General features: G+C 59.3%; 16 protein-coding genes. 2 read left to right on the forward strand and 14 right to left on the reverse strand.

Features of this window, described 5'->3' with window-relative positions:
• On the forward strand, positions 1–645 hold a 645-nt coding region (locus SGJ19_17860; protein MDZ4782116.1), incomplete at its 5' end, for a YihY/virulence factor BrkB family protein.
• 112 nt (positions 646–757) lie between these two features.
• Here the strand turns inward: SGJ19_17860 and SGJ19_17865 are convergent.
• From SGJ19_17865 to SGJ19_17890, 6 genes are all read right to left on the reverse strand, one after another.
• On the reverse strand, positions 758–1,942 hold the full coding sequence (locus SGJ19_17865) for a HAMP domain-containing sensor histidine kinase (protein MDZ4782117.1): 1,185 nt from the start codon (positions 1,940–1,942) through the stop codon (positions 758–760).
• 213 nt (positions 1,943–2,155) lie between these two features.
• Positions 2,156–2,596 (reverse strand): CBS domain-containing protein, encoded by a 441-nt coding sequence (locus SGJ19_17870; GenBank protein MDZ4782118.1) that lies wholly within the window; start codon positions 2,594–2,596, stop codon positions 2,156–2,158.
• A 390-nt stretch (positions 2,597–2,986) separates the two neighbouring features.
• Positions 2,987–3,298 (reverse strand): hypothetical protein, encoded by a 312-nt coding sequence (locus tag SGJ19_17875; protein MDZ4782119.1) that lies wholly within the window; start codon positions 3,296–3,298, stop codon positions 2,987–2,989.
• 15 nt (positions 3,299–3,313) lie between these two features.
• The gene (locus SGJ19_17880) at positions 3,314–3,490 is read right to left on the reverse strand and encodes a CsbD family protein (GenBank protein ID MDZ4782120.1); all 177 of its coding nucleotides are present in this window, start codon (positions 3,488–3,490) and stop codon (positions 3,314–3,316) included.
• 112 nt (positions 3,491–3,602) lie between these two features.
• The gene (locus SGJ19_17885; GenBank protein ID MDZ4782121.1) at positions 3,603–3,764 is read right to left on the reverse strand and encodes a YqaE/Pmp3 family membrane protein; all 162 of its coding nucleotides are present in this window, start codon (positions 3,762–3,764) and stop codon (positions 3,603–3,605) included.
• A gap of 112 nt (positions 3,765–3,876) precedes the next feature.
• Positions 3,877–4,038: a DUF3309 domain-containing protein gene (locus SGJ19_17890; GenBank protein ID MDZ4782122.1), complete on the reverse strand. Its 162-nt coding sequence runs from the start codon at positions 4,036–4,038 to the stop codon at positions 3,877–3,879.
• A gap of 424 nt (positions 4,039–4,462) precedes the next feature.
• Between SGJ19_17890 and SGJ19_17895 the strand changes: the two genes are divergently transcribed.
• Positions 4,463–4,618 carry a hypothetical protein gene (locus SGJ19_17895; GenBank protein MDZ4782123.1) on the forward strand — a complete coding sequence of 52 codons (156 nt, stop codon included), beginning with the start codon at positions 4,463–4,465 and terminating at the stop codon, positions 4,616–4,618.
• A gap of 301 nt (positions 4,619–4,919) precedes the next feature.
• On the opposite strand, the gene SGJ19_17900 is transcribed toward SGJ19_17895, so the two are convergent.
• From SGJ19_17900 to SGJ19_17935, 8 genes are all read right to left on the reverse strand, one after another.
• On the reverse strand, positions 4,920–5,924 hold the full coding sequence (locus SGJ19_17900) for a glycosidase (protein MDZ4782124.1): 1,005 nt from the start codon (positions 5,922–5,924) through the stop codon (positions 4,920–4,922).
• A gap of 63 nt (positions 5,925–5,987) precedes the next feature.
• Positions 5,988–6,275 (reverse strand): hypothetical protein, encoded by a 288-nt coding sequence (locus SGJ19_17905; GenBank protein ID MDZ4782125.1) that lies wholly within the window; start codon positions 6,273–6,275, stop codon positions 5,988–5,990.
• Positions 6,276–6,337: 62 nt separating this feature from the next.
• On the reverse strand, positions 6,338–7,414 hold the full coding sequence (locus SGJ19_17910; protein MDZ4782126.1) for a glycosyltransferase: 1,077 nt from the start codon (positions 7,412–7,414) through the stop codon (positions 6,338–6,340).
• Positions 7,411–8,649 carry a glycosyltransferase gene (locus SGJ19_17915; GenBank protein MDZ4782127.1) on the reverse strand — a complete coding sequence of 413 codons (1,239 nt, stop codon included), beginning with the start codon at positions 8,647–8,649 and terminating at the stop codon, positions 7,411–7,413. The genes SGJ19_17910 and SGJ19_17915 overlap by 4 nt, the downstream gene beginning before the upstream one ends.
• Positions 8,650–8,705: 56 nt before the next feature.
• The gene (locus tag SGJ19_17920) at positions 8,706–9,494 is read right to left on the reverse strand and encodes a HAMP domain-containing sensor histidine kinase (GenBank protein MDZ4782128.1); all 789 of its coding nucleotides are present in this window, start codon (positions 9,492–9,494) and stop codon (positions 8,706–8,708) included.
• A gap of 33 nt (positions 9,495–9,527) precedes the next feature.
• Positions 9,528–10,088, reverse strand: coding sequence for a hypothetical protein (locus SGJ19_17925; GenBank protein MDZ4782129.1), 561 nt, complete (start codon positions 10,086–10,088; stop codon positions 9,528–9,530).
• 404 nt (positions 10,089–10,492) lie between these two features.
• Positions 10,493–10,723 (reverse strand): carbon storage regulator, encoded by a 231-nt coding sequence (locus tag SGJ19_17930; protein ID MDZ4782130.1) that lies wholly within the window; start codon positions 10,721–10,723, stop codon positions 10,493–10,495.
• 19 nt (positions 10,724–10,742) lie between these two features.
• The gene (locus tag SGJ19_17935) at positions 10,743–11,174 is read right to left on the reverse strand and encodes a DUF2294 domain-containing protein (protein MDZ4782131.1); all 432 of its coding nucleotides are present in this window, start codon (positions 11,172–11,174) and stop codon (positions 10,743–10,745) included.
• Between the last annotated feature and the right edge of the window lie 274 nt (positions 11,175–11,448).

An 11,448-nucleotide genomic window follows, 5' to 3' on the forward strand; every position in this document is an offset into this window, starting at 1 on the left:
GCCGCGACGGGCGCATTCGCGGAACTCAAAGATTCCATGAACACGATTTGGGAGGTTCAACCGGTGGCGGGGCTAGGTTTATGGGCAATGGTGCGAGACCGGTTCGTCTCCTTCGCCATGGTGTTAGTGATCGGCTTCCTGCTAGTGACGTCGCTGGTAACGAGCGCGGTACTCCAATCGCTCGCCGAGCGGATTGCGGGAGAATTCGCGTTTCTGGAGGTCGGGCACGCGGTGTTGTCACTGATCATGATCACCGTGCTATTCGCGCTGATCTACAAGGTGCTACCCGACGCTCTCGTGGCCTGGAAGGATGTTTGGATGGGAGCGCTGGTGGCAGCAGCGCTATTTACCTTGGGCAAGTCACTGTTCGGCCTCTACCTCGGCCACAGTTCCATCGGCTCCAGCTACGGGGCCGCGGGTTCGCTGGTAATCGTGGTCCTGTGGACATACTACTCAGCGCTCATCCTCTTATTTGGGGCTGAGATGACCCAAGTGCATGCCCGATTGCGCGGCGCCCGCATTGTACCAACCGAATCCGCAGTTCGCGTGTCTGAGCACGATCGCGTCCAGCAGGGGCTGCCTCACGCCGCGCCTGTCGCCACACCTCTAGGAGGAGAAGATCGAACAAAGTCACAGGCAGAATAGCTGTGACCACATTGCCTCAGTTTTGACGGCGGCTGAAAGTGGCGTCGCGGAGCAGGCGTTCAAGGCCGATGTCGATGTCCTGCTGGTCCCCAACAATCAGGATTATGCTCGTTCACATCTTGTCGATATGTTCAGCATCAAGGATTGGCGCCCCGACTTTCGGCGCGGCAGTACGCGGCAGGCAGATAATAAACGATGTGCCCTCTGTGACAGTCGAGGTTACATCAACTCGCCCGCCGTGCGATTTAGCAACTTCGCGAGCGATGTACAGGCCCATGCCAATGCTGCCCGGGCGGTTGCTTTTCGGGCGTTCGTCGCTAGAGCCTCGAATCAGCGGGTCGAAGATTTTCGACAGTTCGCCCAGAGGAATTGGCTCACCTCCGTTGTGAATGTCGATGAACACGTTTGCCGCTTCGCCGCGGAGCGAAAGATTGACGGGAAAATCAGCCGAGCCGTGTTGGATAGCGTTGCCCATCAAGTTGGAAATGGCCTGGCGAATGCGGTCGGCATCCCACAGGCCGTTCAGATCGCCTTCGGCGCGGTACTCGATCGCGCAGTCAGGGTGGGCGGTGCGGAACTCGGCGATCAGCTCACTGCAAAGGGCGGCCAGATCCAACGGGGCTGGTTTGACAGGCATGCCAGCGCCCAGCCGAGTGCGGGTGTAGTCGAGCAGGTCGCTGATCATCCGTTCCATCACCGACACGCTGCGTGTGATCTGATGGCTGCACGCCAGGGCTTCGTCCGGTTTGTTTGCGACGAGTGGCACCAGGTGTGCCGTCATGCCGAGCGAGTGAAGCGGATTGCGCAGGTCGTGACTGAGGATGGCGAGGAACATGTCGCGGGCTTGATCGACCCGCTTGGCGTAGCTGGCAACGGCCTGGAAGAGAGACTGGTCGATAGATTCGTTGAAGCGGGTCAGATCATCGACATCGCGTTCGTCGGCATCCGGTGCGCTATCACGCCAAAGCTGAAGCACGCTGGCGCGCAGGGCGCGGTACTCGCTAATCACTTCCAGCATGTCAAAGCCCAGACCCAATCGGTCGACTGCGTGCGCATGGGATGCGCCATCGAGTTCGTCGTTTTCAGGCGAGTGATCCTGACCTTTGGATTTTTTCGCTCGCTCGGCAACGGTTTGGGGCGACTTCATGTCTTGCGCGGTGGCTTGCAGGATTTGCCCGGCGTGGTCGCGCAGGGCCAATTGGTCTAGATGCTCACCTGCCCCGATGCTCCGCGCGAAGATCTCCCACCCGGCCAGGATAGGCTCTACGTTCGATAAAATGAAGTCAGCGAGCCGCATCGATTGCTCCGAAGCAGTTTCATTTTGCGCGGGGTGGGCCGACCTACCCACACTAGGGCGTCGCGAACGTATTGTACGCCACCCCGCCAATTCCTCACAGCGCACCCTAGGTCCCCCAGCTTCCCGGACGTGGAGCGATGCCGGGCGAAGGAAGCAGGATACTATGTCCGCGTTCCCGTGCTCACAAGTAATACCGGGACCGCTGCGGTCGATTCATCCCAGGCCCGCCGGGGAGTCAAGAGAGATCTGCCTCAAAGTCTCAGCTACCAACTCCAATGTGGCGTGGCGCGCGAGGTCGGCTTGCGCGACGATGCCGAGACAACGGTCTTCGGCGTCGACCACCGCAACGCGCCGATACTGATGCACTTGCATTACCTCGCAACACTGATCCACGGAAGTGTCCGGAAAAACGGTCGCGACGGGGGAAGACATGGTCGACGCGACCAAGCGCGGCGAGGTATTCTCGCCGCGCGCGACGGAGCGACAGACAATATCACGATCGGTGACGATCCCGACGACTCGTTTTGTGGACAGATCATCAACCACAAGGATCGCACCGCAATTGCTTTCCACCATTAAGGTCGCGACTTGTGAGAGTGTCGTATCAGGCGTCACGCAAACTGGATCAACTGTCATCACATCTTTGACCTGCATCTTGTCCTCGCCTCCAGTACGCTGTGCGATCAAGCACCGGGAGTTTAATGAAAGTGCTTCAGGCAGGCCACCGTTTCGAACATGCAACGGGCACTGACTGGAGCGGCCACTTCACCCTTTCGGGGCGTTTTAGGAAAACACTAAGACGCTGTATGGCCCAATGCTGATGGTTCCCGCTGCCGGGAATCCATCGCGTTGGGCGATTGCGCCTGTCGCCTTGTTCTGTGCCCCCCTGTTTCGCGACCACGTCGGCGCAAGGCTGGTTCCCGAAGCCTCGGCTGTGGCCTTGCCAATCGCTGTTCAGTCGCAATCGCCAAATCCCCGGCGCGGGAAACCCTAGATTGTAGTTTTCATGAGAACTCTGTGCCGGCGTGCGCGCGACGATTCGATTCAAGCCGGCGCTGGATCGGTCAGATCGGGTTGGTTGTCGACCCAAATCCGTGATGCCTGGATCTCCGCGTTATGCTGAAAATCCAGCCCGGCTTTTTTCAACGCGGCATGCACTTCCGGTTCCGTGAGCATTTGACCATCCAGGTAGACCAAGCCCCATGTGACCGTGGAGCCGCCGGAGACATGCACCCCCGTCGCGACTTGGATGACCAGCAACCGCGGATTGAGCCGTTCCATGAGGTGCTGAACGACCGGGATCTCACGTTCATCGCGAACGGAAAAGGCTTTCGGCAATTCGATCGTAGCTTGCATCGCGCTGCTCCTGAGTTACTCGATCACCTTTTTCACCGCTTCCTTGACGGTATCGGCCACTTTCTGAACGGCCTGCTTAGCCTTTCCAACAGCTTGGTCTGTCTTTCCTTTCTCGCGCAGTTGGTCGTTGCCCGTCAGTGCGCCGGCGGCTTCCTTGATTCGACCCTTCACTTCGTCTGTTTTGCCACTCATGATCGTGACTCCTGTTTCTTGAGGTTGTACTCGTAACGAATTCGGTATTTGCGTGTCTCACGCAGGTCCGTGCGAGGCCCTTCGCTCGCGCATCGACGGCTCTTTGCATTGGTCAATCTTTCAACACGACCCACAACGCGTGCAGCAATCCAGGTAAATACACCAGCAGAGTGAGAATGATGTTGAGGAATAAGTGGAACCCAATGCCCGCCTTCAGCCCTACTGCCAACGGCGGCAGCAGAATGGCGATGATTACCAGCAGCAGTTTGTTCATGCTTGGCGCCGCTCCAGACATTCACGAGACCCGCCGTTTGCCAACACTCGCTGGAAGCACCGCGGAACTGATGCTGAAAGCCTCACGTTCCCTGGATGGTTTCCAGCCACAACTATAACCGGCCCATCAGGAACAAAATAATGAGGATGAGCAGGATCAGGCCGACGAGGCCGCCACCCCCCGCGAGGACGTTATTGCCGCTACGGAAGCCGTAGCCGCCGCCAAACAGCGAGAGCAGCAAGAGCACCACAAGGATCACCACGATGAGATTCATGAATCGTCCCTTTCGATATTTTGAGACACGGTAGAGTCTGCCGCCGTGAACGTCACGTTATGCGGCAGCATAATGAGCCACATGTGTCGCCGCGTTGATTGAACTTAGCAGTCGTTCAACGGGGCTTCGTTTCGCCTTTGGTCTTCGGCGGCTCCGCTTGTGAGCGGCGCTTCGCCGATGCTTCGGTAGCGTCGCCCTCGCGGACCGACTCTTTGCACGCTACCACCATCGCCTGCCCACAGCATTGCGGCGGCTCTGCATACAGTTCAGCATGCACGACGCGGCCACAGGATGTGCAATGGTAGATACTGACGTTGTGAGTTTTCATGTCTCAGCCTTTCAGTTGGCCTTCACCATTGCTGCGCAGGGACGGCCCAGCAGGGGGCGCAAAAGACCTCTACTCCCGTCACAGTACTTTGTCGAAGTGCAGTCCATTCAGGTCGACGCCGATCACTTATTTGATCACGGCCTCCATGCCCAATTCCTCATCAGCAACGCCTACCTGCTAGGTGGCCGCCAACTCGCCTGCCTCACTTGTCCGCTTCGCCAGACGAATGAGCTGCTGGAAGTCTTTGCATAGTGCGGCCCTTCGGAAGCAAAAAGAGCATGAATCGTGCCGTAAAGCACCACGTTTACAAGACGTTTAAAAGTCGGTTTATGTCTGCGTGTTTCCGCCCTGCCGAAGGTTCGAGCGTGTGCGAAATGGCTCAGTTCGCGAATGCAATGTGCGATCATGGCATGCAGTTGCAGCCGTTGGCGAAGTGTGCCGGCTGAAGTCGGCGTCGTCGCCTGTGGCAAATCAAATGCCGTTTCGCGGCCAACCTTAATTGGCGTCCGTAGCGAACCTTAGTGAATGGAAGGTAGGATGTGAGGAATGGAGTTCAATCGCTCGTAGCCATGCCGGGACGCTTTCGTTTCGGCGGCGCGGGGCACTTGCGCAGGTAGTCCAACACGTCCGGCAGGTGCGCGGTGGCCAGGCCGATGCAGGTGTCGGCGCCGCCGTAGTAGATACGGAGTTCGCCGCTCTCCTTCTCCAGCGTCCAACCGCACGGGAACACGACGCCGTTGACATCGCCTTGGCGCTCGTAGTCCATCTCCGGAGCGAAGACCCATTCGTCGCTGCGGCGCAATACTTGGCGAGGATCCTCCAGATCGAGCAACGCCAGTCCCAGGCGATAAAGGCAGCCGCCGGGCGTGTGGCGAACGCCGTGGTAGAGGATCAGCCAGCCCTCATCGGTCTCCAGCGGCGGCGGGCTGAGGCCAATCTTGTTCGCATCCCACCATGCGCCGCGTCGCGCATGCAACAAGATGTGATGATCGCCCCAGTGGGTCAGATCCGGAGAGAAGGAGAGCCAAATGTGCGCGCCGGAACTGCCGGTCGAGACCGGGCGATGGATCATCGCGTAGCGATTTCCAAATCGCTTGGGAAACAAGGCGGCATCCTTGTCTTCCGGCGGCATGACGGGGCCCAACCGCTCGAATGACTTGAAGTCCTTCGTCTGCGCCAACGCCACCATCGGACCAGCCGCGGAATAGGCCGTGTAAGCGATGATCCAGACGCCGCGATCTTCGATCCAAGTCAGTCGCGGGTCTTCCACGCCCCAGGCCTCTTCGGAAAAGCCCTCTGGATCAGGTGCGAAGGTGGGCAGGGTGTCGACCTTCCAATCGGATACCCCATCGCGACTGCGCGCGACGGTGAGATGGGAATGCCCGCGACGGTCCTCGACGCGCACCAACAGTAGGGTCTCGCCGTTCAACTGGCAGGCGCCGGCGTTGAACACCGTGTGCGCCGGGTATGGCCAGTTTTGGGCCGTGAGGATCGGATTCGCCGGATGGCGTTGGAACAGTTCCTGGTAGAGGGGCGGCGCCTTGGTTTCGCGAAGCATTGCGGTTCTCGAGGATTGAAGTGTTGTGCGTGACGGTGCGCTGGGTCGTAGTTGACGTCGTCGCTAGTTGTTGGAATTGCTGAACGGAGCGGCTGGTTCGGTTTCCCGCAGTAGTCGGACCTCGTGGATGCCTGCCAATAGTCGTTCCAGGCGCGGGCCTGATAGTTGCGAGTTGTGGGCAATGCGAAACGTGCATTCCGTCGAATCATGGCGTTCATACACCGGCTCGCACGTCTTGAAGACGAACGAAGCGCTCAGGCGGTCGATCAGCCATTCGGCGTTCTCGATCGCTTCCAGTCGGACGTGCGAAGCGCCGTCCTGTCGTCGAAGCCAGACATTGAATGCTTTCATGTTTCGTACTTTACTCGCCGAGTTGATCGATAGTTGTCGACCGATGATAGATGCGGTAGGCGTTAAGCGATCGCCGCGGAATGCCCTTGGTCGCCGCTCAGTAGGTGTTGCGCATCGTGGAACTGCAGCTCGGTCCAGAGAAACGCCAGTGTTGACTCGGCCCCTTGATTGCGGTTCACACCGGACGACAGCAGGCCATCGCAACAGGCGCCCTTACCGGAATCGACCAGCGATTGGGATAGTGTATTGCGCCCATGAAACCAATCGCGGGCCCGACGGAACATGCCGAGTTGGGCCGTGTCATCCAGCGCCTCGAACGCCGCCAAGGCGGCGTCCGCCATGACCGCGGCTTCCACCGGCTGCTGATCGTAGATGGCGCGTTCTTCGCCTCGGGAGTACCAACCGTGATTGCCGACGGGCGAATACATGTCATTCAACGTGGTCTTACGATCGAGGAACGCAAATGATGTCTCGGCGATCGCGGCGAACGATTCCGTTGGCCAGCGCCGTGCGGCGATGAACATCGCATGCGGTAGGACGGCATTCGCATAAGTCAGCCGAGATTCGAACCACGGCCAATCGCGCCGCTTACAGCGTTGAAACGATTCTGCCAGGCGGCCAGAGGCGGACCAGGCCACGCCTTCCAGCGGCTCAAGGTCCTTGACGCTCGACGCCGACAAGTGTCCCCACGCCAAGACGACGTAGGCCTGGGCCCGCAAGCTGCGCAAATTTGCGAGTGCCGGCAACACGTCATCGATCATCTCACGGGCTAACAGCAAGTAATCGTCGGGCAATCCGCTCGCCAGAACTTCCGCCAGTGCGCGCACCGCTTGCCCCTGGCAGTCACCGCAGCCTTCGGCATCCAACCAACGCCGGTCATAACTCATGAAGTTATGAAACCCGCCCTGCGCCGTGCGAGCGTGTTCCAGGAAGCTCAGGTAGCAACTCACGCGGCCCAGCATGCGTTCGTCAGGATGTTGTCGCCAGAGCCTCGCACAGAGCCGCAGCGCCCGAGCGTTGTCGTCGGTCGTGTAACCGCTTTCGCGTCGCGGGAGGCTGTAGATCGCATGTTGAATCAGCCCTGTCGAGTCGGTCATGCGATCGAGATGTTCCAGGGACAGCGCGTCGTGCAGTTTCATGAACGGCCTCCGTAGACCAGACGTCCGGCAAATCCTCGGCCGCCTGGAACGGGGACGCGGCGACCGATTCCGAGCAACCGACCTTGCAGGCATTCCGCCGCGATTTCGGTGAAGAGGTCCAAGTAACGCCGTCCCACGTTCGACCAGAACATCGGCTTCGCATAATCGTGCGCCAGGCGGCGCGAGTGTTCGCGATGCTTGTCATCGCTCAGAAATCGCACTGTCGCCGCCGCCAAGGCGGCGCTATCAGCGAACGGAACCAGCGCTCCGCGATGTTCCGCCAATACTTCTTGGGCGTAAACGTAGGGAGTGCTCACGACGGCGCCGACGGCCGCCAACGCATAGGCGAGCGTGCCGCTGGCGACTTGATCCTTGCCCGGGTAGGGCGTGACGCAGACGTCGCAACTTTGCAGATAAATCAACAGATCGGGCAGACTGAGGAATTCATTGACGAAGCAAACGTGCTTGCCGACCCCCAGCGCTTCGGCCTTGGCGACCAACGCTTCGCGATAGACTTCTCCTTCATTGCGTTTGACCTGCGGATGCGTCACGCCCAAGATCAAATAGATCGCCCGCGGGCAGGCGGCAATGATCGCCGGCATCGCCTCGATCATGTACTCCAGTCCTTTGCCGGAGTTGATCAATCCAAACGTGCAAATCACCTGGTGATCGCCGAACCCCAACCTCGGCCGCTGAGATCGATCGCGTTCGAACGAGACTTCTGGTACGCCGTGCGGAATCACGCGAATTCGTGGACCGGTGACGCCATACACGTCGGCCAACATCCGTTTCGCGACATGCGTCATCACGATCATCCCGGCGCTGTGCGAGGCGATCGCCTGGATCATGTGCCGCGCGGTCGCCGGCGGCTCGGTTTGCAGCGTGTGAAAAGTGGTGATGATGGGCTTGCGACAATCCCGCACGAAGTCCAGCACCCGCGAGCCCCATTCGCCGGGGTAGAGGCCGAATTCATGTTGCAAGCTGACGACGTCGCAGGGGCCATCGTTGGCGATCTCAGCAGCCAGTTGATACGCGTCGGGCTTGGCATTGTCGATGACATGCACGACGCGCGCGTCGTCGCGGCCAACGCTGCGCAACTTCTGAATGGCGGCGACGGACGATACCGCGTCGCCCGCCGCGGCATCAACGGCGTCGGCGGAGTCCTTGGTAAAGGTAGCCAGCCCGCATTCTTCGGGCGGGTAGGTTGAGACAAACAGTGGCCGGACCGTATGCATTGATTGCTCCAATGGAGTTGTGTACGCGTGGTGATCGTCGGCAATCGTCCCGGTCCCTACGGAAATGAGTCGACTCGCGCATTGCGATTGAACAGCGGCAGCCGCACGGTGAACTCGCTCCCAAGGCCAAGTCCTGCGCTATGGGCCGAAACGTCTCCGCCGTGGCGTTCTACGATCGTCTTGACCAGCGGGAGGCCAAGCCCCAGCCCGCAGTTGGTCGCGCCATTGGCAATATCGATCTGCGCGAAGGGTTCGAAGATTGTTTCCAGGACTCGGGCTTCCAGCCCTCGTCCGTTGTCACGCACCCGCACAATGGCAGCATTCCCGTGTGATCCCACCGTTACGTTCAACAGCCCTCCCTGATCGGTGAATTTAGCGGCATTCTGAATGAGATTCGAAAACACTTGCAGCAGTCGCGACGAATCGCCGTACAGCACCGTTGGCTTCTGGGGCATGTCAACCTGCAGGGTATGACCGCAGCGATCGACAAAGGGGCGAACTTCTTCACAAGCGTGGCCAATCAATTCCTGGAGATCGACTTGCTTGAGGTGAAGTTCGAATTTGCCTTCGGTGATCCGCACTACGTCGAGCAGGTCGTCGCTCAGGCTAGTCAACTGCTGGACCTGTCTCAGGATGATGCCGTGAAGCTCCTCCATCAGGGCCGGATCATGGATGGCGTTGGGCCAGAGTTGCAGCGCGTTGCTCAAAGCGCTGAGCGGATTGCGCATTTCGTGACCTAGCACGGCCAGAATCTTGTGAGTGCGATGTTGGGCGTCGTTGACGTGCGCGTCCGTTGGCTGTTGCGAATGCGTCGCGTTCCCATTTTGAGCATAGATTGTGGACATTGGAAAATACCTGCTCGATTGGACGTTGTTTTTTCAGGCACAGGGACTGTGCTCTGGCAGCGGCGCGCCATTGGCCGCCGCATCGACGTGTGTTGTCGTTTCCACTGCTTGAGTTGCTGCCAACACGAGCCTCGCATCGGCCACGTGTTCGTGCGATCCGTCGACGATCAGCAGGAGCCTTCCCTGCTGCAACTCCGACTCATAGCGCCCGCAACAGTCGATCGGAACCCCGACGCAACCCAGCGATTCGCTTAGTTGGTCGAATCCCCGCGAGCCGAAGGTGGCTTCCAGGCCATAGGCGGTCCGCACGGCGATCGACCCGGCGATGAATACCGAGCCGATCTGAGGCGCCAGAATCACAAACCCAAATTGCATTCCCCAGAGGTCGCGTGGATAAGCAGCCTGCGAGTCGAAATAAGTAGGAGAGTCGTTTTGCGGACCACGATCGTGACACACCAACGAGATCGTTGTCATCTCGAAATCTTGGCGCTGGAAGGCCAGGCAAGCCGCTTCCATTGCGTCGCGCGTGTCGAAGATCGCCACCACCGACTCCGTGTGGCAGAAGTTATGGTTCGACATGGTTGTTGTGGACATCTGAAGTATAAGATTTGGATGGTTCGTGTAAGAATCGTGAGGCCTATCTCATTTGGCGCCCAAGGCGGAGCGGCACTGCGAAACAGTGGTCGGGCACTGACCCTGCGGGCAGAACCCGACCACGGCGGCAATCGCTCCACACGCAAGACTTTCGTGCTGCGCTTCTGCCCGAAGGCGATTGCTGCGCTTCGCTTGTCAGCGGTCGCTCTATCGATCAACCAGTTCAAGGCTTCACGCCTCGACGGAACGAGTTGGTTCGTGCGGCGCGAAAGCGCTTGGACGCTGCGGATAACCCCGGGTCGATCAAGCCATTCGTCAACGAGGTCAATCCCTAGGTGCGGGGTCATCGCCGCAGCGTCACTTGAACGAAGATTTCCTGTTCCACGGTCCGAGTTTGCGTGTCATCAGTTCGGCGCCGGGGTCCAGGGGAGCGCGGCGGGGCCTTGTTGCTCCCCTTTAGCTTGAATGCGTTCCCAAACTTCTTGGCGATGGACGGGAATCTCCGGCGGCACGTCGAAGCCCAACTTCACTTTCCCGCCGCGGATTTCCAACACCGTGACGGTCAGCATTCGGTCCAGTCCGCCGGCGCTGCCGACGACCACCGATTGCTGATTTTTTCTCGATAGGACCAACATTTTTGCACCTCCTTGACCTCTAAGGACCGTTGGGTCCGCTGCCGTTCCAAGCTTCCACCGAAAGTGGGCTGGCCAGCAGATACACTTGCACCATCGTGCCGGTCGTGAACACCTGCACCACGGTGCCGGTGCTGGTTTCAACTTCCGCCGTCGATTCGCGCACTTCCACCCCCGTAATGCGTTGAATCTCTTGCAGTAGTGGAGCGCTCGAATCCGCGAACAACTGTCGATGAAACTCTTGAACTTGGGCCGCACCATCCGGGCTCCGCGCCAACGCTTTTTCAGCGGGCGACAAGGCGTCGTGCATCGTGACAACCAGCGTATTTTCGCACAGCACCACGGTCACCGATGCGGGTGCACGGCCAGTGCATTGTTGCTGAAACGTACTGTCGGCTAACGCAACTTGCTCTGCCATCGAAGGACTGGGGGGATCCGTGGTGGACTTCATCATGGGAGTTCGCTATTGCTTCCAACGTCACAGCACAAAAAAAGCCGGCCTGGCGGAGTACCCAAAAAGGTGCTCCGCCAGGCCGGCTTACTCGCCAACGAACCGCCCGGCCAGGCCGAACTGTTCTTTATCAAGTCATCCGTTAGAAACTCAGTGGAGCAGCCCGCACCGAAGTGCCGGCATTTCCCCTGACAGCCGAAGTATAGGGCTTAAGGCCTTGAATGCAAGGAGATTCCCGCTGCTTCGGCGGAATCGTTATGATAGAACCAGCGCCGCA

The sequence above is a fragment of the Planctomycetia bacterium genome (assembly GCA_034440135.1).
Classification (GTDB): domain Bacteria; phylum Planctomycetota; class Planctomycetia; order Pirellulales; family JALHLM01; genus JALHLM01.

Excerpts from the sequence above, each read along its gene's own strand:
- SGJ19_17865 (MDZ4782117.1), bottom strand. The coding sequence starts at position 1,942 with ATGCGGCTCGCTGACTTCATTTTATCGAACGTAGAGCCTATCCTGGCC.
- SGJ19_17870 (MDZ4782118.1), bottom strand. The coding sequence starts at position 2,596 with ATGCAGGTCAAAGATGTGATGACAGTTGATCCAGTTTGCGTGACGCCT.
- SGJ19_17875 (MDZ4782119.1), bottom strand. The coding sequence starts at position 3,298 with ATGCAAGCTACGATCGAATTGCCGAAAGCCTTTTCCGTTCGCGATGAA.
- SGJ19_17880 (MDZ4782120.1), bottom strand. The coding sequence starts at position 3,490 with ATGAGTGGCAAAACAGACGAAGTGAAGGGTCGAATCAAGGAAGCCGCC.
- SGJ19_17885 (MDZ4782121.1), bottom strand. The coding sequence starts at position 3,764 with ATGAACAAACTGCTGCTGGTAATCATCGCCATTCTGCTGCCGCCGTTG.
- SGJ19_17890 (MDZ4782122.1), bottom strand. The coding sequence starts at position 4,038 with ATGAATCTCATCGTGGTGATCCTTGTGGTGCTCTTGCTGCTCTCGCTG.
- SGJ19_17900 (MDZ4782124.1), bottom strand. The coding sequence starts at position 5,924 with ATGCTTCGCGAAACCAAGGCGCCGCCCCTCTACCAGGAACTGTTCCAA.
- SGJ19_17905 (MDZ4782125.1), bottom strand. The coding sequence starts at position 6,275 with ATGAAAGCATTCAATGTCTGGCTTCGACGACAGGACGGCGCTTCGCAC.
- SGJ19_17910 (MDZ4782126.1), bottom strand. The coding sequence starts at position 7,414 with ATGAAACTGCACGACGCGCTGTCCCTGGAACATCTCGATCGCATGACC.
- SGJ19_17915 (MDZ4782127.1), bottom strand. The coding sequence starts at position 8,649 with ATGCATACGGTCCGGCCACTGTTTGTCTCAACCTACCCGCCCGAAGAA.
- SGJ19_17920 (MDZ4782128.1), bottom strand. The coding sequence starts at position 9,494 with ATGTCCACAATCTATGCTCAAAATGGGAACGCGACGCATTCGCAACAG.
- SGJ19_17925 (MDZ4782129.1), bottom strand. The coding sequence starts at position 10,088 with ATGTCCACAACAACCATGTCGAACCATAACTTCTGCCACACGGAGTCG.
- SGJ19_17930 (MDZ4782130.1), bottom strand. The coding sequence starts at position 10,723 with ATGTTGGTCCTATCGAGAAAAAATCAGCAATCGGTGGTCGTCGGCAGC.
- SGJ19_17935 (MDZ4782131.1), bottom strand. The coding sequence starts at position 11,174 with ATGATGAAGTCCACCACGGATCCCCCCAGTCCTTCGATGGCAGAGCAA.